Source organism: Lentzea sp. NPDC020367 (assembly GCF_044387305.1).
In the GTDB taxonomy this organism is placed as follows: Bacteria; Actinomycetota; Actinomycetes; order Mycobacteriales; family Pseudonocardiaceae; genus Lentzea.
The window spans coordinates 810,171-835,165 of sequence record NZ_JBIRVV010000004.1; the positions used below are offsets into that span (position 1 = coordinate 810,171).

Genomic DNA, 24,995 nt, shown 5'->3' on the forward strand with positions numbered 1-24,995 from the left:
ATTCGACGCGGAGGTCAGCCCAGGAGTCGGTCGAGGAGGTCGTGCCACCCGGCTTCGAGTCGTTCGGGTGACATGCCGTGGTCGCGCACGAGGTGGTCGGCCAGGACGACGTCGACCGAGGCGAGCAGGGTGTGGGCGAGCAGTTCGACGTCGGCGCCGGGGAGGAGCTCGCGCAGCAGCACGACCAGGTGCCGGTGGCGCAGCTGGTCGGCCGGGACCGCGAAGCGGCGTTCCGGCGGTGGTTCGGCCGCCAGGTAGAGGTCGCGGTGCTCGCGCTCGTGGCGCAGCAGGGCCGGGCCGAACGCCCTGAGTCGCGTGGCGGCGTCGGCGCCCGGTCCGAGCGGCGGAGGGCCGCTCAGGAACGCCTCCTGGAACCGGATCTCGGACTGGTCCAGCAATGCCCGCAGCAGCCCGTTGCGGTCGCCGAAGCGCCGCGACACAGTGCCCTTGCCGACGCCCGCCGCCGAGGCCACGGTCTCCATCGTGATCGCCGCGGCGCCTCGTTCGGTCGCGATGCGCGTCGCGACTTCGAGCAGCAGGGCCCGGTTGCGCACGGCGTCCGCGCGCAGGTTCGTCCCCGGCCCGGTCAGCGGGACGGATGTGCCGTCGATCACCTCCGCAGCCTAGACGGAAGATAAACGGGACGCGTCCCGTTTAGGGTGGTAGTCGTTCAACCACACCGCGTACTCAGGAGTCGTGCCATGACCGTCCGCATCCTCACGCTCGTCGGCAGCCTTCGCGCGGGCTCGCACAACCGCAGGCTCGCCGAGGCCGCGGTCCAGATCGCGCCGGAGCACGTCGAGATCGGCGTGTTCGACGGCCTGGGGACCGTGCCGTTCTACAACGAGGACATCGACGCCGAGGGCACCGTTCCCGCCGCCGCGGCCGAGCTGCGGGAGGCTGCCGCGCAGGCCGACGCGCTGCTGCTGGTGTCGCCCGAGTACAACGGCACCATCCCGGCCGTGCTGAAGAACGCCATCGACTGGCTGTCGCGTCCGTACGGCGCCGGCGCCCTGTCCGGCAAGCCCGTCGCCGTCGTCGGCACCGCGTTCGGCCAGTACGGCGGCGTGTGGGCGCAGGACGAGGCGCGCAAGGCCGTCAAGATCGCCGGTGGCGTGCCCGCCGAGGACCTGACCCTGTCGATCCCCAGCTCCGTGATCCGCTTCGCCGAGCTGCACCCGGTCGACGACCCGGAGGTCACCGAGAAGCTGGCCGCGGTCATCGAGGGCCTGGCCGGTCGCACGGCCGCGACCGTCTGACGCTCAGCGCATCGTGACGGCGCGCCATTCCTTCGCGTCGTCGTGGGGACCGGTGCCGGGACGGTTGTCCTGGTACCAGTCCTCGATGCGGCGCCGCCCGGCGTCGGTGATGTGGTAGCCCAGATGATCGCCGACGGGTGCCGTGATCAGCTCGGCTTCCAGCGCCTGTCGGATCGCGTCCCGGCGGCACATGCTCTGCAGCAGCCACGGCCAGACCATTCCCTGTGCGGTCATCCACAGCACGCGCAGGATCGCGGTTTCCGGCAGTTCCGGATCGTCCGGTGACTCGTCGAAGAATCTGCCCGCCTGCATCCGCAACCCCCGCCCGTCTCTCACTGGTACGTCGTAATACGGCCTGGTCGGGGCACTGGTTCAGGATTCCGGGCGATTACTTCCGGGATGAATGCAAGCGTGCTCAGGCGCTCGTCCGGCGCACGAGCGACGTGGGCAGCAGCATGGACTGAGGCAGCTTCTCCTCACCGGCCAGCTCGGCCAGCAGCCGCCAGGTCATGGTCCGGCCGAACCCCTCCACGTCCTGCCGCACGGTGGTGAGCGGCGGCACGGCCGTCGCGGCGAGCACGGAGTCGTCGAACCCCACCACCGCGACGTCGTCCGGGATCCGGTAGCCGCGCGCCTGGAGCACCCGCAACGCGCCCAGCGCCATGATGTCCGCCGCCACGAAGACGGCGTCGAGGTCGGGTGCTCTGAGCAACAGCTCCTCCATCGCGAGCGCACCGCTCTCGGGCGTGAAGTCGCTGCTGTGCGCCACGAGTTCCACCGGCATGCCGTGTTCGGCGAGCCCGCACCGCCAGCCGCTCAGGCGATCCATGCCGACCGCCATGTCGTGCGGCCCGGCGATCGTGGCGATCTTCTCGCGGCCCAGGGAGATGAGGAACCGCACGGCTCCCAGCGCGCCGTTGAAGTTGTCGGCGTCGACGAACGGGACGGCGCCGCCCGCGAGCGGACGGCCGCCCACCACGATGGGCAGCCCCGTCTCGTGCAACGTCCTGGGCAGCGGGTCGTCGCCGTGCAGACTCACCACGAGGGCGCCGTCGACGTGCCCGCCGGTGAGGTACGCGACCTGGTCCTCGCCGTCGTGCGGCCGGTTCATCATGAGCAGGAGCTGCACGTGCCGCCCCGCGAGCTCGGCGTGCACCCCGCGCAGCATCTGGGCGAAGAACGGGTCGGCGAGCACCCGGCTGCCCTGCTCGGAGATCACCAGCGCGATCGCGTTCGCCCTGCTGCCGGCCAGGGTGCGCGCGGCGTGGCTCGGGCTGTACCCGAGCAGCGCGATCGCGCGGTGCACCGCCTGGCGCGACCGCTCGCTCACGTACTTCTCGCCGTTGATCACCCTGGAGACGGTGGACTTCGACACCCCGGCCACGCGCGCGACCTCCTCGATGCGCGGGCCGGGGCGGCGACTCCTGCCTTCCGTCATGAGACGGCGACCAGCGCGTTGTCGCGCGCCACCCTGCTGTACCACCTCGCACTCATCTTCGGCGTGCGAATCTGGGTGTCGTAGTCGACGTGGACGATGCCGAACCGCTTCGCGTACCCCTCTGCCCACTCGAAGTTGTCCAGCAGCGACCAGCAGAAGTAGCCGCGCAGGTCGACGCCCGCCTCGATGGCCGCGTGGGCGGCCCGGAGGTGGGAGGCGATGAAGCCGGTGCGGTCCACGTCGTCGATCGCGCCGGTGCCCGAGAAGTCGTCGCGGAACGCGGCGCCGTTCTCGGTGATGTACAACGGAAGCCGCGGGTAGTCCTGGTGCACCCGCATCAGCACGGTGGTGAGCCCGTCCGGCCTGACCTCCCAGCCCATGTCGGTCATGGGGGCGTCCCGCGGCGGGAACGACGCGTGCTGCACGCCGACCCACGGCGACGGGCCAGTCTCCCCGTTGGGAGACGAGCTGACGTAGTGCTCGGTGTAGTAGTTGACGCCGAGCATGTCCATCGGACCCGAGATGACGCCGAGGTCGCCGTCCTTGACGTGCTCGCTGAACCCGAACGGTTCGAGGTCCGCGACGATGTCGGCCGGGTACTCACCGCGCAGCAACGGGTCCAGGAAGATCCGCTGCTGCAGCCCGTCGAGCCGGCGCGCGACGTCGAGGTCCGCCGGGTTGCCGGGATCCACGGGGATGATCGGGTACATGTTGAGCGTGATGCCCACCTTGGCGTCCGGCTGGGCGGCGCGGATGGTGTCGGCCGCGAGCCCGTGCGCGAGCAGCAGGTGGTGCACCGCGGCGACGGCCGCCGCGGGCTCGGTGCGACCGGGAGCGTGGATTCCGCCCGCGTAACCGAGGAACGCCGAGCACCACGGCTCGTTCATCGTCGTCCACGTGCCGACGCGGTCACCGAGCGCCTCGACGGTGGAGGCCGCGTAGTCGGCGAACCGGAACGCGGTGTCGCGGTTCGCCCAGCCGCCGGTCTCCTCCAGCTTCTGCGGGAGGTCCCAGTGGTACAGAGTGGGCCACGGCGCGATGTCGTGCGCCAGCAGCGAGTCGATCAACCGCTTGTAGAAGTCGAGCCCCGCCTGGTTGACCTTCCCGCCGTCCGGCCGCACCCGCGGCCAGGCGATCGAGAACCGGTACGCCTTGAGTCCGAGGTCCGCCATCATGGCGACGTCCTGCTCGAACCGGCGGTAGTGGTCGGCGGCGGGTTCACCGCAGTCGCCGCCCACGACCTTGCCGGGCTGCCGGCAGAACTCGTCCCAGATGGAGTCGGTGCGGCCGTCCACGTCGGTCGCACCTTCCACCTGGAACGCCGCGGTCGCGGCACCCCACAGAAAACCCTGCGGGAAAACAATGTTCTCCATTTTCACCCCTTGACGGCGCCCTGCATGACACCGGCGACGATCTGCCGCCCGAGTACGAGGAAGACGATGAGCACCGGAACCGTCGCGAGCGTGGTTCCGGCGAGGACGAGCGAGTAGTCGACGTAGTAGCCGCTCTGCAGCTTCTCCAGGGCGACCTGGAGAGTCGGGTTGTCGGCGTTGAGCACGACCAGCGGCCACAGGAAGTCGTTCCAGGACTGCATGAACGTGAACACGCCGAGCATGGCGGCTGCCGGTCGGGCGGCGGGCAGTGCGACGTGCCAGAACGCGCGCCACAGGCTGCAGCCGTCCATCCGCGCCGCCTCGACGAGCTCGTCGGGAATGGCGTCGAGCAGGTACTGCCGCATCCAGAACACGCCGAACGCGGTGACGAGGTTCGGCACGATCACGGCTTCCAGTTCGCCTGCCCAGCCGAACTCGGCCATCGCCATGTACAGCGGGATGATCCCGAGCTGGGTGGGCACTGCCAACGTTGCCACCACGAACAGGAACAGCACGCCCCGGCCGCGGAACTTCAGCTTGGCGAAGGCGAACCCGGCCAGCGTCGACAGCAGCACCACCGAGAACGTCACGGTGCCGGACACGATGAAGCTGTTGCCCAGGGCCTTCCAGAACGGGACGGTGTCGAACACCCGTGCCGCGTTGGTGAAGAAGTTCCCGCCGGGGATCAGCGTGAAGTCGCCGGTGAGGACAGCGTTGTCGCGGCTGGCGACCAGGAACGACCAGTAGAACGGGAAGGCGGAGCCGAGCACGAACGCGGCGAGGAAGCCGTAGATCGCGAAGGAGGGACGTTTCATCATCGGACGGCCCTCCTGGTGATGAAGAAGTTGAGGCCTGCCACGGCGATCACGACCATGAACAGCACCCACGCGATCGCGGAGGCGTAGCCGAGGTCGAGGCCCTGGAAGGCCGACTGGTACAGGTAGAGCACGACGGTCTGGTACTGGTGCTCCGTGCCGCCGCCGCTGCCGCCGGCCGGCTCGAACAGCTTCGGCTCGGTGAAGATCTGCAGGCCGCCGATGGTCGAGGTGACGATCACGAAGATCAGCGTCGGCTTCAGCATCGGGAGCGTGATGCTGAAGAACCGGCGCAACGCGCTCGCGCCGTCGACCAGCGCGGCCTCGTAGACGTCCCGCGGGATCGCCTGCATCGCCGCCAGGACGATCAGCGCGTTGTACCCGGTCCACCGCCAGTTGACCATCGACGCGATGGCGACGTGGCTGCCGAAGGTGCTGGCCTGCCAGTCGATCGGGCCGATGCCCACCGTGGTGAGCACGCTGTTCACCAGGCCGTACTGCGGGCCGAACAGGTTGCCGAAGATGATCGTCAACGCCACCAGGCTGGCCACGTAGGGCAGCAGCACGCCCATCCGCCAACCGGTGCGGGCCCGCAGGTTCGCGTTCAGCAGCGCCGCGATCACCACCGCGACGATGATCTGCGGAACGCTGGAGAGCACGAAGATGCTGAAGGTGTTGAACAGCGCGTTCCAGAACTGGTCGTCCTCGAACAGCGTCCTGTAGTTCTCCAGGCCGATGAACGCCGGCTCGTCGGCGCCGACCTCCCAGTCGAACAGGGAGACGTAGGCCGTGTAGAGCAACGGGAACAGCCCGATCGCCCCGAAGAGCACGAAGAATGGTGCCACGAACAGGTACGGCGAGAATCTGGCGTCCACATTGGACATGCGGTACCGCCGCGGAGGCCGCGGGCGAGACTCCTGCTCTCGCCCGCGGTCCACCTTGGAAAGAGTGGCCGTCACTACTTGGCCGCCTTCTGCGCGCCCTCGACGGCGGTCTTCCAGGCCTCGTCGGCGTTCTTGCCCTGCTCGACCGACTGCAGCGCCGGGCTGAACACCGTCTCCTGGATCTGGCCGTCGGCCGGGCCCTTGTACTGCGCGGCCTTGATCTTCTTGGCCTGCGTGGCGAACAGCGCGCCGGCCTTGACGTCACCGAAGTAGGCGTTGGTCTGGTCCAGCAGCTCCGGCGCGTCGAGCGCCTTCACCTGGCTCGGGAACGTGCCCTTGGCCTTGAACGCCTTGATCTGCTGCTCCGGCGCGGTCAGCCAGGCGGCGAGCTCGGCGGCCTTCTTCGCGTTCTTGCTCTGCTTCGGCACGGTCAGGTACGAGCCACCCCAGTTGCCGCCACCGTTCGGGAACGCGTCGGTGACCGCCCACTGGCCCTTGTTCTCGGGGCCGGCCTGGGACTCGACCACGCCGAGCATCCACGACGGGCAGGTCTTGGTGGCGAACTTGCCGAGCTTGAAGCCGGTGTTCCACTCGTTGCTGAACGCGCCGAGCCGGGCCGACTGTCCCTTCGCGACGGCCGCGGTCACCGTGGTCCAGTTGGCCTTGATGGCGGTGTTGGTGTCGACGACCAGCTTGTCGGACTTGTCGTAGTAGCCGGTCTCGAGCTGGTTGTGCATGGCGTTGTAGACCTGCGCTGCGCTGTCGAACCAGGCGACGCCGGGAGACTTGGCGATGAACTGGTCACCGGCGGCGAAGTAGCTGTCCCACGTGGCGAAGAGCGCCTTGACGCCCTCGGGGTCGGACGGCAGGCCGGCCTTCTCGAACAGGTCCTTGCGGTAGCACATGGCGAGCGGGCCGATGTCGGTCCCGTAGCCCATGAGCTTGCCGTCCTTGGTGGTGACCGCCTCGGTCTTCCACTTCAGCCAGCGGTCGTCCTCGACCTTCGGGCCGATCTCCTTGAGATCGTTGAACTGCCCGGCCTTCGACATGAACTGGCTGAGGTAGCCCTCTTCGACGCCCTCGATGTCGGCGAGCCCGGAGCCGGCGCCCAGCTTGGTGAACAGGTTCTGGTGGTGCGGCTGGCCCTGTCCGGTCTTGCGCTGCGTGATCTTGACGTCCGGATGAGCCGCCTCGTACTCCGTGAACAGCTCTTCGTAGCCGAACTCGTTGAACGTGGCGATCGTCAGTTCGGTCTTTCCGTCCGCGGTCTGACTTGCCCCGCCTGATCCGCACGCTGTGGTGACGGCGGCGGTCGTGGCGGCACAGATCAGCACGCTGATCCAACGGTGTCGCACGGGAGAACTCCTCTGGTCTCGGCGGCGAGGTCTGGGAGCGCTCCCAGATGCGGAGGAGTGTCGTACTGGCTTCGAACGTGTGTCAAGACACACTTCGGCCCGCACCAGGCGTTTTCGACGTCACTCGGCCGGGTGACCTCGTGGTTCATGACTCAGGTCACGGTTGGGAAACCTGGGAGCGTTCCCGGAAGTGTGTCCGAAGGGTTAACACTGCGTGCTGCACCCGGCACTCACAGCGTCAGGCACGCGCTGCCTCAGGCGGTCGCCACGTCAGGTGTTCGCCGCGTCAGGCACGCACCGCGTCAGGCGCGCACAGCCGTCAGGGCCTCGTCGCGTCTGGCGCTCGTAGCAGTCTGGCGCCCACCGCGTCTGGCACTCACGGCGTCCGCGCGCACCACGTCCCGCGCCCACCGCGTCGGGCAGGCACCGTGCCCCGCATGCACCGCGTCGGGCATGCACCGCGTCGGGCACGCACCGTGTCCCGCACTCACGGCGTCCCGCACTCACGGCGTCAGGCGCTCACTGCGTCAGGCGCTCGCGCGGCGCACCAGGGAGGTCGGCAGCAACAGCGACGGCGGAAGCCCGTCCTCGCCCGCCAGTTCGCCCAGCAGCCGCCACGTCATCGTGCGGCCGAGTTGCTCGACGTCCTGCCGGACGGTGGTGAGCGGGGGAGTGGCGGTGGACGCGAGCAGCGAGTCGTCGAATCCGACGACCGCCACGTCCTCGGGAACGCGCTTGCCGCGTGCGTGCAGCACCTGCAGCACGCCCAGGGCGATGATGTCGGCGGCGACGAACACCGCGTCGACGTCGGGCGCGCGGTCGAGCAGTTCGGTCATCGCGCGAGCGCCGCTCTCCGGTGTGAAGTCGGCCTCCGCGACGAGGTCCGCCGGCAGCCTCGCCTCGCCGAGCCCGCGCCGCCAGCCGCTGAGCCGGTCGAGGCCCGCCGCCATGTCGCGCGGGCCCGAGACGGTCGCGATCCTGGTGCGCCCCAGCGAGACCAGGTGCCGCACCGCGTCCAGGCCGCCGGTGAAGTTGTCCGAGTCCACGAACGGGACCGAGCCGGCGCCCAGGGGGCGTCCGGCCACGACGACCGGCAGGCCGATCTCCTGGAGCCGGTGCGGCAACGGGTCGTCGCCGTGCAGGCTGACCAGCAGCGCGCCGTCGGCGTGGCCGCTCGCCAGGTAGGTGAGGAGGTCGTCGTGGCCCTCCGGCTGGCTGAGCATGAGCAGAAGCTGGATCTGCCGCCCGGTCAGTTCGGCGTGCACCCCGCGCAGCATCCCGGCGAAGAACGGGTCGCCGAGCACCCGGCCGCTCTGCTCGGAGACGATCAACGCGATGGCGTTCGCCTTGCTGCCCGCGAGCGAGCGCGCGGCCTGGTTCGGGCTGTACTTCAGGTGGGTGATCGCCGTGTGCACGGCGTCACGCGCCCTGGCGCTCACGTACGGCTCGTCGTTGATCACCCTGGAGACCGTGGACTTGGACACCCCGGCCAGTCGGGCGACCTCCTCGATCCGGGGGCCGGGCCGTCGTTGCCGGTCGATCTCCGTCATGACGTCCATCGTAGGGCCGTGAGAGCGCGTTCATGGCACGACGCTGTGCCATGAACGCGGCTGGGGTCGGGGCGGGACGCCTGCACGCGCAGAACGTCCCGTCCCGAAGTCGTCAGGGCTCGGCACCCCACGCGAGGACGCCACCTGTGTAGGCGGTGATCCGGTCGAAGTCGGTGAGAGCACTGCTGATCCGGTAGCTGTGGTCGTCGGACTGGACGAAAGTGGACCAATCGGACTTCGCGGTCCTCACCTGTATTTCGCCTGTGCTCGCGCCCGTGGCGAGGCTGCCGGAGGTGAACGACACCTCCAGGTACGCGTCGGCTCCGGTGCGTGCGGTCGCGAGCTTGACCACCCGCACCTGGATGCCGGCGCAGCCGATCTGCGCCCAGTCGCACCAGGTCTGGTACGTCGCCGCCGGTGCGTCGCCGGTGAACCAGTACCGGATCGTCGTGGTGGTCAGGCTGACCGGCGAGGTGCCCCGGTTCGTGAGCTGGAGGGTGGCGCCGATCTGGTTCGACGTGGCCGCGCCGGATCCCTTGTGCTGCACGGAGAGCGTGCTTGCGGTTCCGGGGAGTGTGCGCGTGGCGACCGGAGTGCCGGCCGCGGAGACGTTGCCCGCAGCGTCTCTCGCGCGCACCGAGAACGAGTACGGCGTGTCCGGCGTGAGACCGGTGACCCGCAGACTGGTCGTGGTCGCTGTGCCGGCGACTGCGGTGCCGTTGAGCACGTCGTACCCGGCGACTCCGACGTTGTCGGTCGAGGCCGCCCAGCTCAGCGTGACGCTGGTGGACGTGGCGCCCGAGGCGGTCAGTCCACTCGGGACCGACGGTGCCTCGCTGTCCTCGGTCACGCCGCCGGGTTCGGCGCCCCACACCGTCCTGCCGTCCTGGCGCAGCACGATCCGGTCGGTCTGGGCGACGGTGTTGCCGCTGCCCAGGCCCGTGTGGGACCAGTCGTTGGCCGGGTCCCACGTTCCGGAACTGGTGATCCGGAACTGGACCTCCTTGCGGTACGCGGACTGCCCGGCCGGAGCCACGCCGGGGCACGGGATCTCCACGTAGTACACCGCGCCGCGGTACTGCGTGGGCGCACTCGGTGTGCCGCACTGGTTGTAGTTCGTGGTGACGGTGATCTGGCTCGGCGTGGTGGCGCCGTCGAGGGTGAAGTAGTAGCGCAGCGTGCCGTTGAACGTCCGCGCCGGCCACGCGCTCTTGTTGAGCACGAACGCCTTGATCTCGGTGAACTGCGCGGCGCTCTGGTTCACCGACGCCTGGACGGTCAGCTCGGGGCCGTCGGGCGTCTCGGCCACCGGGAAGTTGGTGAGCGGGGTGCCGCCGAACTCGCCGTACAGGCGGGCCAGGGCGCCGGTGAAGCCCGCGTTGTAGTCGAGCGCGACCTCGTTCATCACGTAGTCGCTGCGGCTGTCGGTGTAGGCGTCGTTGTTGGTGCTGGGGCCGCCGACCAACGCGCCGTAGAGCACGTGCCGGCTGGTCGTCGGCTCCTGGATGCTGTCGGCCCACGAGCCGTGCGCGGTGCGGTGGTGCGGGTTGCGCGGCGGGTTGGTGCCGAAGCCGATGACGTAGCTGGAGTTGCGCGGGTTGTCGCCGAGGGCGTAGTTCACCTGCCGTACGCCGAAGTCGTGGTAGGTCTTGGCTCTCGCGCTGTCGCGTGTGGACAGCCAGTCCGAGTAGGTCAGGGCGGCGAACGCGGTGTTGGCGGCGTAGCGCAGCGAACCCCAGCTGTCGAGCACCGCCTGGCCGCCGGGGGAGTATCGGACCCGGTTGCCGTTGTAGCCGGTGGTCCAGAAGTCCAGCCAGCGGTTGGCGTCGGTGACGTAGGTCTGCTCGCCGGTCAGCTTGGCCATCAGGACGTAGGCGCCGTAGGACTTGTCGTCCCACGCGATGGTCCACTTGTAGGAGCGTTCGGTGCTCTGCGGTTCGGTGCCGAGCTTCTGGTACTCCGTCTTCGCCTTGGTCAGGTAGCTCGCGTCACCGGTGGCGCGGTGCAGCCAGATCGCACCCCAGACGAGCTCGTCCTGGTAGCCGCTCCAGGAGTTGTAGTAGTTCGCGGCGTCCGTGATGCACGAGCTGTACTTGCCGCGATAGGTGTCCGCGAAGCTGTAGAGCTGTTTGGCGTGCGTGAGCAGAGTGGCCGCGTAGGTCGGGTCGGTGTCCTTGAAGACCATGGAGGCCGACGCCATCGCCGCCGCGTACTCGCCCGCGAGGTCGGAGCCGGGACACGAACTGTCCACTTTGTACGACGGACGGGCCATCGGCATGACCTCAGCCGATCCCCACCAGGCGTGGTCGGGGTTGCCCGCGCCGACCTGCCCGTAGACGACGTTCGGGGACGGGTGCGCCTTGATGATCCAGTCGGTGCCGTGCCTCAGGTTCGCCATCAGGTGCGAGAGCTGGCCGGAACCCGCGTAGGCGGCCCGGTTCTCCACGGCTCCCCAGGCGAGCATCGACACGCTGAACGCGAAGGGCAGCCCGAACTTCACGTGGTCACCGGCGTCGTAGAAGCCGCCGGACAGGTCGAGTCCGACGTCGGCGCCGTCGCGCACGGCCGAGTCCGCGCGCCAGCTCACGCGGTTGCTCGCGGGCAGTGCCCCCGAGCGTTGGGCGTCGTAGAACCAGACCGACTTCTGCAACGCCTCCGCGTAGTTGAACGCGGGTGCGGCGGCCGATGGTGGCGCCAGTGGACCGGCCATCCCCGCGAGCACCGCGACGAGGACGGCTGCCACAGCTCTCGACATGCGACTCTGCACGTCAGCCTCCGATGACAGGGTTTCGGACTCTTCTGGGAGCGCTCCCAGATCGGGACTGTAACGGTCATGAAAGCGATCCGACAGGGGTGTGAACTCGTTCGACGGCGCATCGACCACAGTTCGACGACTCACTTTTCGAGCGTGTTGATGCTGGTTACAGTCCGGCTCCGAACTGGGAACGTTCCCAGGTTGCGGAGGTGGGTGTCATGACCGGAAGGCGCATCGTCGCGCTGACCGCGGCGTTCGTGTCGGTGGCCGCGAGCATCGGCTTGGCGGTCGTGGCTCCCGCGGCCGCGGCACCGGGCTGCAAGGTGGACTACGCGGTGCCGAGCCAGTGGCAGGGCGGGTTCACCGCGAACGTGTCGGTGACCAACGTCGGTGACCGGGTCGACGGCTGGCGGCTGACCTGGACGTGGCCGTCCGGTCAGCAGGTGACGCAGGCCTGGAACGCGACCGTCACGTCGTCGGGCAGCCAGGTCACGGCCGCCGACGCGGGCTACAACAAGGTGATCGAGCCGAACGCCAAGGTCTCGTTCGGCTTCAACGGCAGCTGGTCCGGCACGAACACCGCGCCGGAGTCGTTCGCTCTCAACGGGGTCACCTGCACCGGCGGCACCGGCCCGACCCCGACGACAACCACCACCACGACCACCACCACGGGAAATCCGGTGCCGGGCGACGCGATGGCACAGGTCGCGGCGATGCAGCCGGGCTGGAACCTCGGCAACACGCTGGACTCGACCGGGAGCGACGAGACGTCCTGGGGCAACCCGCGGGTCACGGAGGCCTTGCTGGACAACGTGAAGGCGCAGGGCTTCAAGAGCATCCGCGTCCCCGTCACGTGGGGCCAGCACCAGGCGTCGGACCACACGATCGAGGCGGCGTACCTCAACCGCGTCAAGGAGGTCGTCGGCTGGGCACTCGCGGACGGCTTCCAGGTGATGATCAACATCCACCACGACTCGTGGCAGTGGATCTCGGCCATGCCGTCCGACCGGACCGGTGTGCTCACCCGCTACAACGCGATCTGGACGCAGCTCGCCGCGGCTTTCAAGGACTCGCCGGGAAAGCTCGTCTTCGAGAGCGTGAACGAGCCGCAGTTCACCGGCAGCTCGGGTGACGCCCAGAGCGCCCAGCTGCTGCACGAGTTGAACGCGTCGTTCCGCGACATCGTGCGGCGCTCCGGCGGCAACAACGCGAGCCGCCTCCTCGTGCTGCCCACCCTGCACACGTCGTCCGACCAGGCGCGGCTCGACGAGCTGGCGACGTCGATGCGCGGGTTCAACGACCCCAACCTGATCGCGACCGTGCACTACTACGGGTACTGGCCGTTCAGCGTGAACGTGGCCGGCGGCACGCGTTATGACGCGACCGCCCAGAAGGACCTGACCGACTCGTTCGACCGCGTCTACAACACCTTCGTCGCCCGCGGTGTCCCGGTGATCCTCGGCGAGTACGGGCTGCTCGGATTCGACCGGCACACCGGCACGATCGAGCAGGGCGAGAAGCTGAAGTTCTTCGAGCACCTCGGTTACTACGCGCGCACCAAGAAGATCACCACGATGCTGTGGGACAACGGCCAGCACCTCGGCCGCACGTCGTTCCAGTGGAGTGATCCCGAGCTGATCGCGCAGATCAAGTCGAGCTGGGCCACCCGTTCCGGCACGGCGTCGAGCGACCAGGTGTTCAGTGCGAAGTCGAGTGCCGTCACCGCCAAGACGATCACGTTGAACACCAACGGAACCACGTTCACCGGCCTGCGTCAGGGCACGACAGAACTGGTGCGCGGCACCGACTACACGATCTCCGGCGACCAGCTCACGCTGACCGCCGCGGCGATGACCCGGCTGAGCGGATCACGGGCCTACGGCACGAACGCCGTGCTGTCGGCCCAGTTCTCGGCCGGAGTGCCGTGGCGGATCAACCTGATCACCCACGACGTCCCGGTGCTGTCCGCCGCGACCGGCACCACCGCCGCGTTCTCGATCCCGACCACCTTCCGCGGCGACCTGCTCGCCACGATGGAGGCGAAGTACGCGGACGGGTCGAACGCCGGCCCGCACAACTGGACTTCCTTCAAGGAGTTCGACCGGGCGTTCGCGCCGAACTACACCACCGGCGCCACGACGCTCACGCCGGAGTTCTTCGCCGAGGTCAACGACAACGCGCGGGTGACGCTGACGTTCCACTACTGGAGTGGCGCCACCGTCACCTACTACGTCACCAGGTCGGGCAGCGCGGTCACGGGGAGCTTGTGACCTTCAGCCCGCGGCGCAGCGCGGCGATCTCGTCGGCGAACATCCGGGTCGAGATCTCCGCGCTCGCCACCATCGACGAACCGTGGAACGTGCCGGGGTAGAGGTGCAGCTCGACCGGCACGCCCGCGTGTGCGAGACGGCGCGCGTACTCGACGCCCTCGTCGCGCAACGGGTCGAACTGGCACGTCGACACGAACGTCGGCGGCAGGCCGCTGAGGTCGGTCGCGCGGGCCGGGGCGGCGTACGGCGAGACGTCGTCCCCGCCCGGTTCGGTGCCGAGGTAGGCCGTCCAGCTGTAGACGGCGTTGGGGCGGTTCCAGATCGGGGTGTCGACGTAGTCGGTCATGGACTCGGTGCCGAGCCGGTCGTCGAGCTCGGGGATGCCGAGGAACTGGAAGCACAGCTCGGGGCCGCCGCGGTCGCGTGCCATCAGCACGGTGCCGGCGGTGAGGCCGCCACCGGCGCTCTCGCCGCCGATGCCGAGCCGTGCGGGGTCGATGCCCAGCTCGCCCGCCTTCTCGGCGGTCCACTTCAGCGCGGCGTAGCAGTCCTCGACCGGAGCGGGGAAGGGGTGCTCGGGCGCGAGCCGGTAGTCCACCGACACGATGACGATGCCCAGTTCGTCGGCCAGGCGCAGGACGTGGGCGTGGAACGTGTCGAGGTCACCGAGCACGAACCCGCCGCCGTGGACGTAGACCAGTCCCGGCACCAGGCCCTCGCGGTTCGCCGGGCTGTAGACGCGCACCGGCACGTCCGGGGCGTCGGACGGGCCGGGCACCGTGACGTCCCGGACGTCGATCGGGTTCGCCGGTTCGTAGGCCGGCATGAGATCGCTGAGTTGGGACTGCTGGCCGCGCGCCGCCTGCAGCGCCTCGTAGTCGGGCAGGGCCACCAACGGCAGCATGTCGAGCCATGGCAGCAGTTCGGGATCGACGTTGTAGCTCATGCACTGATCCTCGGGGTGTGACGTCGGTGTGGGCAGCCGACAGGTGGCGGGAGATCGGGGCCTCCGGCCAGCCACCTGTCGGGGCTATGGTGGCGTGATGCGAGGCCTGCTGCTGAGGTTGTCCGGGCTGGACGCCGACGCCGAGAGCGCGGTGAGGGTGATCGGGTTCTTCGATCGCCTGATCACCGAGCGCGCGGGCCTGGACGCGTTGGTGCGCAGCACGTCCGAACTCGCCGGGTGCCCGGTCGGCCTGAGCGCCCCGGGACAGGGCCTGGCGCTGCGAGCCGACGCCGGTGGTGCCGTCACGGCGGGCCCGGCGCCCGCGCGGGCCTCCGTCCGCGCTCTCGAAGGCGGCGTGGAGGTCTGGGTCGCGCGCGAGGGCACGCCCGCACCGTTGGACGACATGTTGCTGGAACGGTTCGCGATCGCCGCCGCCGTGCTGTTGGAGCACTCCAGCGTGCCGCTGCCGGAGCTGGGTGATCCGGCGTTGATCGAGCTCGTGCTGTCCGAAAGCGTTGGTACCGCGGAACGATCCCGTGCCCTGCACCTGCTCGGCATTGCCGCCACGGCACCGTTGCGCGTGCTCGCGGCGACCGGCGAGGTGCCGGGCCGGTCGGTGCTGCTGGGCGACGTGCGGGCGGTGCTGAGCACCGACGTCCCCGCCGTGGACGGGCGGCTCGGCGTCGGGCCGCTGCTGCCCGCGATCGACGCGGCCAGGGCGTGGCACGCCGCGCGCACGGCGTTGCGGTACACATCGGACAGTGAGCCGGTGGTGTGGTGGGAAAGGCTTGGCGGGCTGGCACTTCTCGCCGACCAGCTCGACTCCGCCGACATCGCGGCGCTGCCGGACGTGCGCGCGCTCGACCGGCTGGCCGCGGAACCGGGCATGATCACGATGCTGGACGCGTTGTGCGCCACCGGTTCGGTGCGCAAGGCCGCGGCGGTGCTGCACCGGCACCACAGCACGATGACCGTCCGGCTCGCCCGCGCCGAGTCGGTGCTCGGGTTCGAACTCGACTCGGCGGGCCGGTTCCGGCTCCACCTGGCGTTGATGTTGCGGCGTCTGCTGGACTAGCCGCTCACGGGTGCCCGCCACAGGCCCACGAGCGCGTCCACCAGGCCCGTCGCGGTGTCGTGCCAGCTGGCGCGCGGGGTCGGGGTGTTGTCGGCCAGGGCGCGCTCGCGTTCGGCGATCATGTGCACCAGCAGCTGGCGGGCCATGTCGTGGCGTTCGGCGCGCACGTCGTCCGGCAGGTCGGCCAGGCAGGCGTTCAGGCCCGCCAGGATGCGCACCTGCGACGGTGACGAGCGGGTCTCCTCGATGATGATCGGCCGCAGCGTCGGGTCGGTCATGACCTGCGCGCCGAAGCGGGCGAACCAGGTGGGGCTGCCGACCGCGTCCAGGTGCTCGGTGACCGGCCGGACGAGACAGCTGAGCCAGTCCCGGATGTCAGGGGAGTCGCCGAGCTCGGAGACCATGCGCTGCCGGATCTCCTCGACCTGGGCCAGGTGCTTGCGCGCGATGGCACGGACGAGGTCGGCCTTGGTGCCGAAGTGGTAGCCGACGGCCGTGTTGTTGCCCTGGCCCGCCGCCTCGCTGACCTGGCGGTTCGACACGGCCAGCACCCCGTGCTCGGCGAACAGGCGTTCCGCGGCGGTCAGGATCAGCTCACGGGTGGCGTGCGCCCGTTCGGCCCTCGTCGGGTTGTCGACCTTGCTCATCACGTCACCATCTTCCACCGGGAGCTGCTCCGGACATCGCGGACATCCTGCGCGCGGGGCGTTCAAGATGCCCGCCCGCTCCAGATTAAGTCAAGTGACTGACTTAGACTCGGTGGCGTGCTCCTCGAAGAAACGCCTCCGGTGACCCGTCCGAACGTCGTCGTGGCAGTCCTCGCACTGGGCGGCATCACGGTGGCGCTGATGCAGACCCTGGTCATCCCGCTCCTGCCGAGGTTCCCCTCGCTGCTGAACTCCTCGCCCGGCGACACCACCTGGGTGATCACGGCGACGCTGCTGGCCGGCGCGGTCGCGACGCCCGTCGTCGGCCGGCTCGGCGACATGTACGGCAAGCGCCGCATGCTCGTCGTCAGCCTGGTCCTGCTGGTCGTGGGCTCGGTGATCGCAGCGCTGAGCTACTCGCTGGTGCCGCTCGTCATCGGACGCGTGGTGCAGGGACTGGCGGTCGGTGTCATCCCGCTCGGCATCAGCATCATGCGGGACGAACTGCCGGTGGAACGGCTGGCCGGGGCGACCGCGCTGATGAGCGCCTCGCTCGGCGTCGGCGGTGCGCTGGGCCTGCCCGCGGCGGCGATCCTGGTCGAGCAGACCGACTGGCACATGCTGTTCTGGACGTCGGCGGGCGTGGGCACCCTGGTGCTGGCCGCGGTGCTGGTCTGCGTGCCCGAGTCCCCGGTCCGCAGCGGCGGGCGGTTCGACGTCCCCGGTGCCCTGGGGTTGTCGGTCGCGCTGGTCTGCCTGCTGCTCGGGGTGTCGAAGGCGTCGGTGTGGAGCGGCGGCACGGTCACGGGCCTGTTCGTCGTGGCGGCCGCGGTGCTCGGCCTGTGGGGCTGGTGGGAGCTGCGGTCACCGCGGCCGCTGGTCGACCTGCGCACCACGGCCCGGCGTCAGGTGCTGCTGACGAACATCTCGTCGCTGGTGTTCGCGTTCGCCATGTTCGCGCAGTCGCTGGTGCTGCCGCAGGTGCTGCAGCTGCCTACCTCGACGGGCCACGGACTCGGGCAGTCGCTGCTGGTCACGGGCCTGGTGCTGGTGCCGTCCGGACTGGTCATGATGGCGACGTCGCCGGTGGCCGCGCGGATCTCGAACGCACGGGGCCCGCGCGCCACGCTGATCCTCGGCACGCTCGTGGTCGCCTTCGGGTACGGCGCGGGGATCTTCATGCTGACCGCGGTGTGGCAGCTCGTCATCATCTCGGCCGTGATCGGGGCCGGCATCGGCCTCGGCTACGGCGCCATGCCTGCCCTGATCATGGGCGCCGTGCCGACCTCGGAGACCGCCGCGGCCAACAGCCTCAACGCGTTGATGCGCGCGATCGGCACGTCGGTGTCGAGCGCCGTGGCGGGCGTCGTGCTCACGCAGGTCGGCGTGCCGTTCAGCTTCCAGCTCATCCTGGGCCTGGGCGCCGCGACCGCGCTGCTCGCAGCCGTGGTCGCGGCGTTCATCCCCTCGGCAAGTCCAGTGAGGCAGGTCAGCTGAAGAACCGGACGATCTCACCCGTGACGAAGTCCGGCTGCTCCTCGGCCAGCCAGTGGCCGGACCCGTCGACGCGGACGACCTCGAACTGGTTCGCGACGTTCGGCAGCGCCCCGAGGAACTGGTCGTAGGAGGAGATCGAGGCCAGGCCCAGCACCGGCGGCACGAGCTTGGCGTACGTCTTGCCGTCCGCGATGTCCTGGTGGAACGCCTGGTACCAGCCGTTGCTGGCGCGGATGGCGTCCGGCGAGTTGTAGTTCTGCGCGTAGATCCGCCGCGAGCGTTCGTCGATGGCGGACGGCGTGAACGCGGTGTTCGCGAACAGCCAGTCGATCAGGTACCGGAACCGCCCGGCCAGCAGCTGCTCCGGCAGCCCCACGACCTGGTTGAACGCGAACCACCACACGCTGAACATGCCCGGCGGCGGCAGCAACGGGATCTGGTAGAAGCTCTCGTCGGGGTGCAGCACGTCCATGAACGCGACCTTCTTCGTCGCGTTGGGGAAGTTGGCCGCGAAGGAGAACGCGACCATGCTGCCCAGGTCGTGCCCGACGACGTTGACCTTGGCGTACCCGAGCTTCTTGACGAGCTCGTGCAGGTCCGTCGCCATCGTCTTCTTGTCGTACCCGCCGGCCGGCTTGTCCGATCCGCCCTGCCCGCGCATGTCGACCGCGATCACCCGGAACTTCGCGGCCAGCGCGGGCAGGATCTTGTTGTACAGCCACCAGGTCTGCGGCCATCCCGCCAGCAGCACGAGCGGCTCGCCCTTGCCACCCGTGACGTAGTGCAGGCGCACACCGTTGACCTGTGCGTAGTTGTGCTTGAAACCGGGGAGGTCCGGCTCGGCGACCTTCCGCTCGGCGTCGGCACCGGCGGTCCCGGCACTCGCGGCGAGCGCGGCGCCCGCACCCAGCGCGAACACTCTGCGCCTGTTCAGTTCCATGTCCTTGCCCCCATCCGTTGCTCGGCGCGGACATCCGAACAAGCGGCGCTCGAGCACGACTGGAGATCAGGGGACGAGGTGGTAGGCGACCGTCGGCCAGACGGCGCCCTTGACCTCCCGGTCCTCGTCGCGGGCGGGATCGCGGACGAACCCGGCGCGTTCGGCGACCTTGCGGGAGCCGACGTTGTCGCGGTGCGTCCACAACCTCAGCTCGGCGACGGTGTGGTGAGCGAGGATCCACGCGACGAACTCGGTGAGCGCCTTGGTCGCCAGCCCCCGGCCGCGGGCGTGAGCGGCCACGAGGTACGACACGTGGCCGATGCCGTCCTCGAAGTCGACGGCCACGTTGCCGCAGCGTTCCCCCGCGTCCTCGATGCAGAACGACGCGGTGGCGGGGTTCGTGGGCAACGCCCTGATCGCGTCGGCGACCTGCGCCTCCGTGATCGTGGGCGGGTCGGTCGTGTAGCGCTGGACCTCCGGGTCCCTGGTGACCTCCGCGTACCAGGCCGCGTCCTCGGCGGTCCACTCGCGCAGCATCACCCCAGCTCGGCGGAGTCCGTGAGCCGCAGCTTGCGGCGCGCCCGCTGGTAGAACGTCGTCATCCCGAGCCGCACCACCCGCGCGGCGCCGGCACGGCCGCGCAACGACACCCGCTGGCCCGGTTCGACGTAGCCCGCGACCATGCCGTCCACCTCGACCGCGAGGCGGCCGCTGGACGGCAGCAGGTCGAGGTCTACCTCGTCGTTCACCGACAGCACCACGCCCCGGCTGTAGGCGGAGTGCGGGGCGGCCGGGGTGACGAGCAGGGCCTCGACGGACGGGCTGGTGATCGGGCCGCCCGCGGAGAAGCTGTAGGCGGTGGAGCCGGTCGGGGTGGCGACGATGACGGCGTCGGCGGCGTAGCTGACGAACGGCTGGCCGGCCACGCGGACGGCCACGCGGGCGCTGCCCTCGCCGGGGATGCGGACGACGGCGACGTCGTTGAACGCGGTGACCTTCTGGTCGTTGAAGTGCGCGTCCACGGCGAGGCGGGGTTCGACGGTGAAGTCGTGGGCGTCGATGGCGCTCAGGGCGGCGGGCAGGTCCGGGACGTCCACCTCGGCCAGGAAGCCGAGTTTGCCCAGGTTGACGCCGAGGACCGGGGCTCGTTCGCCGTCGGCCATGCGCATGGCGCGCAGCATCGTGCCGTCGCCGCCGAGGCTCACCAGCAGGTCGGCGCGGCGGCCCAGTTCCTCCGCGGTGACCGGGGTGGCCTCGCAGCGCAGGCGCTGGATCTCGGTGGAGATGCCGAGGATCTCGACACCGCGGTTGGTCGCCCAGCCGAGGACTGCCTCGACGGCGGCGGCGGAGTCTCGTTGCGGGTGCAGCACCAGGCCGGCGGCGTGCACGTCAGTTCGTCCTCTGTCGGGTCACGACGCCAGTCTGCCGAATTCTGGACGGACGTGCGCCCCTCGTCCGAACGGCTGATGCCCACGTGTGCGAACCGGCCGTTCGGCGGGCGGGCGTGACCTCGAGGAGGAGTCCGGAGTGGACTTCCGTTTCTAGGTTGGCCACATGACCATCCTGCTAGCCGATCCGATCGTGCGCGCCGTCCGCGTGCTCGACAACGGGGATCCTTTGGTGCCGTTGGACCACGCACCTGGAGTGTGGGTGCGGGAAGGGCTCGCGCGGCGGCTCGACGTGGCCCGCGCGCTGCTTCCGTCCGGTGTGGACCTGCGGGTGATCGAGGGGCACCGCAGCATCGCCGACCAGAGCGCGATCATCGAGCGGTACACCGCCGAGTTGCGTGAGCTGCACCCCGCGGCCGACGCCGTCGAACTCGGCCGGTTGTCCAGCCGGTTCGTCGCGCCGCTGGCCGTCGCGCCGCACGTCGCGGGTGCCGCAGTCGACCTGACGCTGGTCACGACCTCTGGGGCCGAGCTGTGGATGGGCACGGAGGTCGACGCCACTCCCGAGGAGAGCGACGGCACCTGCTTCTTCGCCGCGCCGGTCGACGAGGAGGCCCGGCACAACCGGACGGTGCTGGCCGCCGCCCTCGGTGGTGCCGGCCTGATCAACTATCCGACCGAGTGGTGGCACTGGTCCTACGGCGACCGCTACTGGGCGTTGCTGACCGGGGCCGACCACGCCGTCTACGGACCAGTGGAGGTGCCTGCGTGGGCGCGCGCGTGACGAGCCTGCGCCAGGTCTCGGCCAGTGCGTCGCTCTCGATCGACCTCGCCGCGGTGGCCGCCAACACTCGCCGGTTCGTGTCGCTGGCCCGAGGTGGCGTCATGGCGGTGGTGAAGGCCGACGGGTTCGGGCACGGGCTGGGCGACGTCGCCCGGACCGCCGTGGCCGCTGGTGCCACCTGGATCGGGGTCACCTCTCTCGACGAGGCCGTGCAGGTGCGGGAGTCCGGTGTGGACGTTCCGGTGCTGAGCTGGCTCAACCCCGTCGACGCCGACGTGCGGACGGCGGTCCGGTACGGGATCGACCTGAGCGTGCCGAGCCTGGAGCACCTCGCGGGGATGGAGGCCGGGGTGCGCGTGCACCTCCAGCTGGACACGGGAATGGCGCGCGACGGGGCCGCGCCGGAGACCTGGCTAGCGCTGATGTCGTCGGCACGTCGTGCGGAACTGGCCGGGAGGGTCTCGGTCGTCGGAGTGATGGGACATCTGCCTTGTGCGGACACTCTTGGAGCGAATGAGTCCGGGAAGCGCGCGCTGCTGCGGGGAGTCGCGATGGCGCGCCAGGCGGGCCTGCGGCCGTCCGTGCGGCACCTCGCGGCCACGAGCGCCGCGCTGACGGACCCCGGCACCCACCTGGACGTCGTCCGGATCGGGGCCGGACTGGTGGGGATCGACCCGTCCGGGACCACCCGGCTGCGCTCCGCGTTGCGGTTCACGGCGCCGGTGGTCCAGGTGCGGCGGGTCGCCGCCGGAACCGGGGTCGGCTACGGGCACGCGTACGTGGCGGACCGTGCGACGACGTTGGCGTTGCTGCCGGTGGGCTATGCGGATGGCCTGCCGCGCAACGCTTCCGGCAACGCGGAGGTGTGGCTGGCGGGACGGCGCCGGCCGGTCGCCGGGGTGATCTCGATGGACCAGGTCGTGGTCGACGTCGGGGACGACGTGGTGGAGCCGGGGGACGAGGCGGTGGTGTTCGGGCCGGGGGACGGCGGCGAGCCGACGGCGGGGGACTGGGCCCGGTGGGCGGGAACGATCCCGCACGAGATCGTGACGGGCATCGGGGCGAGGGTGCGGAGGAGCATTCGATGAGGGGGATCCGCGTCGCTGTGATCGGTGGCGGGCAGAACTGCGAGCACGACGTCTCCGTGGCGTCGGCGGCGTCGGTGCGCGCGGCGCTCGACCTGACGAAGTACGAGGCCGTGGCGCTCACGATCGGCCGCGACGGCCGGTGGTACGGCCAGAACGGCCAGGTGCTCGACACGCTGACGTCCGGCAGTCTCGCCGCCGCGCTCGACGTGATCGCGACCTGCGACGTCGTGTTGCCGCTGGTCCACGGGCCGCTGGGTGAGGACGGCACGCTGGCGGGCCTGTGCGAACTGGCCGGCGTGCCGTACGTGGGCTCGCCGCTGCGCGCCGGTGCGCTCGCGATGGACAAGTGGGCGACCAAGCTCGTCGCCGAGGCCGTCGGGGTGCGCACGGCGAAGGCCGTTCTCGTCACCAATTCGTCCACTGTGGACTTCACCGGTCCTGTGGTGGTGAAGCCGGTGGCGGCGGGGTCGAGTTTCGGGGTGAAGCTCGTCGAACGCGAGGAGGATCTCGAACCCGCTGTGCGCCAGGCACTGGAACTGGACGACCGCGTGCTGGTCGAGGAGGTCCTGGACGGCCGGGAGATCGACATCGCGGTCCTCGACGACCCGGAGCAGGGCCGCAGGACCGGGCCGCCGCTGGAGATCCAGGTGCCCGGGCTCTTCGACACGGCCGTGAAGTACGACGGCAGCGCCACCTTCCTGATCCCGGCCCCGGTGGCGGACACCGAGCTCAAGGCTTTGGAAGACGCGGCTTTGAAGGTCTACGAGGCGCTTGGCTGCCGTGGCCTGGCGCGGGTCGACTTCTTCCTCACGAAGGACGGCCTGGTGCTCAACGAGGTCAACACCATGCCGGGCATGACGGCGGAGTCCCAGGTGCCCAAGATGTTCGCGGCCGCCGGACTGTCCTATTCGGACCTGCTGGACAAGCTGGTCCGGGGAGCGATGCGGTGAAGCGGATCGCCGGGCTGGACGTGTTGCGCGGCATCGCGATTCTTCTCGTGATGCTGCGCCACGCGTTCCCTGACGTGTTCCCCGGTGCGGGTGTGGTCGGCGTGGTCGTGTTCTTCACGCTCAGCGGCTACCTGATCACCGGTGTCCTGCAACGGGAGCTGACGAACACCGGACGCGTCGACTTCAAGCGGTTCTACCTGCGCCGGGCACGCAGGCTGTTGCCCGCGTTGCTGGCGCTGACAGCGATCTTCGCGATCGTCACGCTCGTGTTCGATCCGCTGGGGGAGCGCGACAAGCTGCTCAAGACGGTGGTCGTGCTGGTCACGTTCACCGGCAACCTGCCCATCAGCGGGGTCAGTCCGGCGGCGTTCCACGGCTGGACGCTCGCGACCGAGGAGCAGTTCTACCTGCTGTGGCCCGCGTTGCTGGCGTTCGCGTGGGTGCGCAACCGGACCGGTGCGGCCCTGGTCGTCACGGCGCTCGCGGCACTGGCCGCCTGCACGGCGACGCTCGTCTGGCTGTGGCCGAACGCCGACAACGCCTACGCGCTGCCGACGTCGTGGTTCGTGTGCTTCGTGATCGGCGCCGCGACCAGGCTGAAACTCACGACCGCGCCGCGCTGGGCCGTGCCGATCGCCCTGACCGGTCTGGCGGTGCTCTCGGTGATCCCGCTGCGGGGCCACGCGCTGACCTACCTCGTGGCGGGCCCGGCGATCGCGGCCTGCACGGCCGTGCTGCTGCTGGTCTGGTCGAAGTGGGAGCAGGTGGCGACGCCGATCCGCCCGCTGGTGGCGCTCGGCACCCTGTCCTACGGCGCCTACCTGTGGAACTACCCGCTGACGCTGTGGCTGCGGCCGGAACTGGGCGCCGCCGCCGGGCCGATCGCGGCGGTACTCACGATCGTGGCGGCGGCGCTCAGCTGGCGTTACGTCGAGGAACCGGTCATGCGGCGAGGTAGCCGTTCACCAGAGCGAGCCAGCCCGGCTTGAGGTGCCACCCGTCCGGTTCGGAGGGGTCGGCGTAGTAGATGCCGTGCGTGTCCGGGTTCGTGCCGCTGATCCGGTAGGTCCACCACGCCCAGCCGATGCCGTTGTCGTCGAAGGCCCCCAGAACCTTGCGGGCCTTCGACTTCGCGTCGTCGTCGCCGCTCTCGACGCCGACCTGGTTGATCCACACCGGCACGTCGTGCGCGGCCCGGAAACCGGTGATCTGCCCGATCCGGTTGAGCGGTTCGGCGAAGATGAAGTAGTTGCAGGTGTAGATGACCTTCGGGTCCACCGTCGTGTACGCGCCTTCGAGGTGGGCGCAGCTGTAGTTGTCGTTGGGCCCCACGACGATCGGGGTTCGGCGGTCGACACCGCGGGTCACGCCGATCATCTCGTCGTAGAACGCCTTCACCCCGGCGTCGCTCACCCCGATCGGCTTGGGCTCCGGCAGGATCTCGAACGCCCCCACGAACGCCTTCGTCTTGTAGCGCCGCACGAGGAACTGCCACACCTCCTTGAACTCCTGCTTCATCGCGGCGTTCGTCCAGAAGTTGTCCGGGCGTCCACCCGCGCCCTGCCCGTGGTCCGAGTCCACGAACAACGTGATCCACAGGCCCGCGGCGCTCGCCTGCTCGACGGTCTGGTCGAGCAACGCCAGGTGACCGGCCTTGATGTGGCTCGGGTTCGCGGGATCCGGATCGCGGCTGTCGACGCCGTCCTTCCACTCGCCCCACCAGCGCAACGGGATCCGCACCGAGTTCGCGCCCGCCGCCACGTTGTCGGCGGGGTCCTGCGGCTGGACCGTCCCCACTGCCCCCAGTTGTAGCCCCGCAGCACGATCGGGTGCCCGGCCGGATCGACCACGTCCGCCCCGGACACCGACAGTCGGGCCGGTGCGGCCGCGCTCGCGGGCACGCTGCCCAGCGCCAGCACGACCGCCGTGGCCAACCCGAAGACCACCTGTCTCAGCTTCACGAGAAGTCCCCTCTCAAGAT

Annotated in this window: 23 protein-coding genes; 8 read left to right on the forward strand and 15 right to left on the reverse strand. The window is 69.9% G+C overall.

The features are described 5' to 3' along the window. Window positions 1-14: 14 nt before the first annotated feature. Complete coding sequence (locus tag ACH413_RS21255; RefSeq protein ID WP_360035365.1) at window positions 15-614, reverse strand: helix-turn-helix domain-containing protein; 600 nt, start codon at window positions 612-614, stop codon at window positions 15-17. An 87-nt stretch (window positions 615-701) separates the two neighbouring features. Here ACH413_RS21255 and ACH413_RS21260 point away from each other — a divergent pair, with 87 nt between their 5' ends. Next, window positions 702-1,259 carry an NADPH-dependent FMN reductase gene (locus tag ACH413_RS21260; RefSeq protein WP_360035362.1) on the forward strand — a complete coding sequence of 186 codons (558 nt, stop codon included), beginning with the start codon at window positions 702-704 and terminating at the stop codon, window positions 1,257-1,259. A gap of 3 nt (window positions 1,260-1,262) precedes the next feature. Here the strand turns inward: ACH413_RS21260 and ACH413_RS21265 are convergent, their stop codons facing one another. From ACH413_RS21265 to ACH413_RS21300, 8 genes are all read right to left on the reverse strand, one after another. After that, window positions 1,263-1,571, reverse strand: a complete 309-nt coding sequence (locus tag ACH413_RS21265) for a hypothetical protein (protein ID WP_360035359.1) — start codon at window positions 1,569-1,571, stop codon at window positions 1,263-1,265. 103 nt (window positions 1,572-1,674) lie between these two features. Next, complete coding sequence (locus ACH413_RS21270; protein ID WP_360035356.1) at window positions 1,675-2,697, reverse strand: LacI family DNA-binding transcriptional regulator; 1,023 nt, start codon at window positions 2,695-2,697, stop codon at window positions 1,675-1,677. Next, the gene (locus ACH413_RS21275) at window positions 2,694-4,070 is read right to left on the reverse strand and encodes a GH1 family beta-glucosidase (protein ID WP_360035353.1); all 1,377 of its coding nucleotides are present in this window, start codon (window positions 4,068-4,070) and stop codon (window positions 2,694-2,696) included. Before ACH413_RS21275 ends, ACH413_RS21270 begins: the two co-directional genes overlap by 4 nt. A 2-nt stretch (window positions 4,071-4,072) precedes the next feature. Next, the gene (locus tag ACH413_RS21280; protein WP_360035350.1) at window positions 4,073-4,885 is read right to left on the reverse strand and encodes a carbohydrate ABC transporter permease; all 813 of its coding nucleotides are present in this window, start codon (window positions 4,883-4,885) and stop codon (window positions 4,073-4,075) included. Continuing rightward, window positions 4,885-5,769 carry a carbohydrate ABC transporter permease gene (locus tag ACH413_RS21285; protein ID WP_396425128.1) on the reverse strand — a complete coding sequence of 295 codons (885 nt, stop codon included), beginning with the start codon at window positions 5,767-5,769 and terminating at the stop codon, window positions 4,885-4,887. Before ACH413_RS21285 ends, ACH413_RS21280 begins: the two co-directional genes overlap by 1 nt. 74 nt (window positions 5,770-5,843) lie before the next feature. Continuing rightward, window positions 5,844-7,124, reverse strand: coding sequence for an ABC transporter substrate-binding protein (locus ACH413_RS21290; protein WP_360035344.1), 1,281 nt, complete (start codon window positions 7,122-7,124; stop codon window positions 5,844-5,846). 527 nt (window positions 7,125-7,651) lie between these two features. Next, entirely contained in the window at window positions 7,652-8,674 is a 1,023-nt protein-coding gene (locus ACH413_RS21295) for a LacI family DNA-binding transcriptional regulator (RefSeq protein ID WP_360035341.1), read from the reverse strand. Between the two features lie 112 nt (window positions 8,675-8,786). Continuing rightward, window positions 8,787-11,429, reverse strand: a complete 2,643-nt coding sequence (locus ACH413_RS21300; RefSeq protein ID WP_360035338.1) for a glycoside hydrolase family 9 protein — start codon at window positions 11,427-11,429, stop codon at window positions 8,787-8,789. 218 nt (window positions 11,430-11,647) lie between these two features. Between ACH413_RS21300 and ACH413_RS21305 the strand changes: the two genes are divergently transcribed. After that, window positions 11,648-13,699 (forward strand): cellulase family glycosylhydrolase, encoded by a 2,052-nt coding sequence (locus ACH413_RS21305; protein ID WP_360035335.1) that lies wholly within the window; start codon window positions 11,648-11,650, stop codon window positions 13,697-13,699. Here ACH413_RS21305 and ACH413_RS21310 read toward each other — a convergent pair. Continuing rightward, window positions 13,683-14,645 carry an alpha/beta hydrolase gene (locus ACH413_RS21310; protein ID WP_360035332.1) on the reverse strand — a complete coding sequence of 321 codons (963 nt, stop codon included), beginning with the start codon at window positions 14,643-14,645 and terminating at the stop codon, window positions 13,683-13,685. The two genes, ACH413_RS21305 and ACH413_RS21310, sit on opposite strands and share 17 nt — an antisense overlap. A 97-nt stretch (window positions 14,646-14,742) precedes the next feature. On the opposite strand from ACH413_RS21310, the gene ACH413_RS21315 reads away from it, so the two are divergent. Further along, window positions 14,743-15,720: a helix-turn-helix domain-containing protein gene (locus ACH413_RS21315; protein WP_360035329.1), complete on the forward strand. Its 978-nt coding sequence runs from the start codon at window positions 14,743-14,745 to the stop codon at window positions 15,718-15,720. On the opposite strand, the gene ACH413_RS21320 is transcribed toward ACH413_RS21315, so the two are convergent. After that, the gene (locus ACH413_RS21320; RefSeq protein ID WP_360035327.1) at window positions 15,717-16,367 is read right to left on the reverse strand and encodes a TetR/AcrR family transcriptional regulator; all 651 of its coding nucleotides are present in this window, start codon (window positions 16,365-16,367) and stop codon (window positions 15,717-15,719) included. The two genes, ACH413_RS21315 and ACH413_RS21320, sit on opposite strands and share 4 nt — an antisense overlap. Window positions 16,368-16,568: 201 nt before the next feature. Between ACH413_RS21320 and ACH413_RS21325 the strand changes: the two genes are divergently transcribed. Beyond that, window positions 16,569-17,864: an MFS transporter gene (locus ACH413_RS21325; protein WP_396425129.1), complete on the forward strand. Its 1,296-nt coding sequence runs from the start codon at window positions 16,569-16,571 to the stop codon at window positions 17,862-17,864. Here ACH413_RS21325 and ACH413_RS21330 read toward each other — a convergent pair. The 3 genes from ACH413_RS21330 to ACH413_RS21340 form a co-directional block, all read right to left on the reverse strand. After that, window positions 17,857-18,804 carry an alpha/beta hydrolase gene (locus tag ACH413_RS21330; protein ID WP_360035321.1) on the reverse strand — a complete coding sequence of 316 codons (948 nt, stop codon included), beginning with the start codon at window positions 18,802-18,804 and terminating at the stop codon, window positions 17,857-17,859. The two genes, ACH413_RS21325 and ACH413_RS21330, sit on opposite strands and share 8 nt — an antisense overlap. 66 nt (window positions 18,805-18,870) lie before the next feature. Further along, window positions 18,871-19,341, reverse strand: a complete 471-nt coding sequence (locus ACH413_RS21335) for a GNAT family N-acetyltransferase (protein WP_360035318.1) — start codon at window positions 19,339-19,341, stop codon at window positions 18,871-18,873. Continuing rightward, a complete protein-coding gene (locus ACH413_RS21340; RefSeq protein ID WP_360035316.1) occupies window positions 19,341-20,192 on the reverse strand; it encodes an NAD(+)/NADH kinase in 852 nt (283 codons plus the stop codon). The genes ACH413_RS21335 and ACH413_RS21340 overlap by 1 nt, the downstream gene beginning before the upstream one ends. 166 nt (window positions 20,193-20,358) lie before the next feature. On the opposite strand from ACH413_RS21340, the gene ACH413_RS21345 reads away from it, so the two are divergent. The 4 genes from ACH413_RS21345 to ACH413_RS21360 are packed head-to-tail and all read left to right on the forward strand — an operon-like array spanning window position 20,359 to window position 24,003. Continuing rightward, window positions 20,359-20,976, forward strand: a complete 618-nt coding sequence (locus ACH413_RS21345; RefSeq protein WP_360035314.1) for a M15 family metallopeptidase — start codon at window positions 20,359-20,361, stop codon at window positions 20,974-20,976. Further along, window positions 20,961-22,064 carry an alanine racemase gene (alr, locus tag ACH413_RS21350; RefSeq protein ID WP_360035311.1) on the forward strand — a complete coding sequence of 368 codons (1,104 nt, stop codon included), beginning with the start codon at window positions 20,961-20,963 and terminating at the stop codon, window positions 22,062-22,064. The genes ACH413_RS21345 and alr overlap by 16 nt, the downstream gene beginning before the upstream one ends. Continuing rightward, on the forward strand, window positions 22,061-23,014 hold the full coding sequence (locus ACH413_RS21355) for a D-alanine--D-alanine ligase family protein (RefSeq protein WP_360035308.1): 954 nt from the start codon (window positions 22,061-22,063) through the stop codon (window positions 23,012-23,014). The genes alr and ACH413_RS21355 overlap by 4 nt, the downstream gene beginning before the upstream one ends. Beyond that, complete coding sequence (locus ACH413_RS21360; RefSeq protein ID WP_360035305.1) at window positions 23,011-24,003, forward strand: acyltransferase; 993 nt, start codon at window positions 23,011-23,013, stop codon at window positions 24,001-24,003. Before ACH413_RS21355 ends, ACH413_RS21360 begins: the two co-directional genes overlap by 4 nt. On the opposite strand, the gene ACH413_RS21365 is transcribed toward ACH413_RS21360, so the two are convergent. Next, window positions 23,957-24,811 (reverse strand): cellulase family glycosylhydrolase, encoded by an 855-nt coding sequence (locus ACH413_RS21365; RefSeq protein ID WP_360035302.1) that lies wholly within the window; start codon window positions 24,809-24,811, stop codon window positions 23,957-23,959. The two genes, ACH413_RS21360 and ACH413_RS21365, sit on opposite strands and share 47 nt — an antisense overlap. Window positions 24,812-24,995 lie beyond the last annotated feature (184 nt).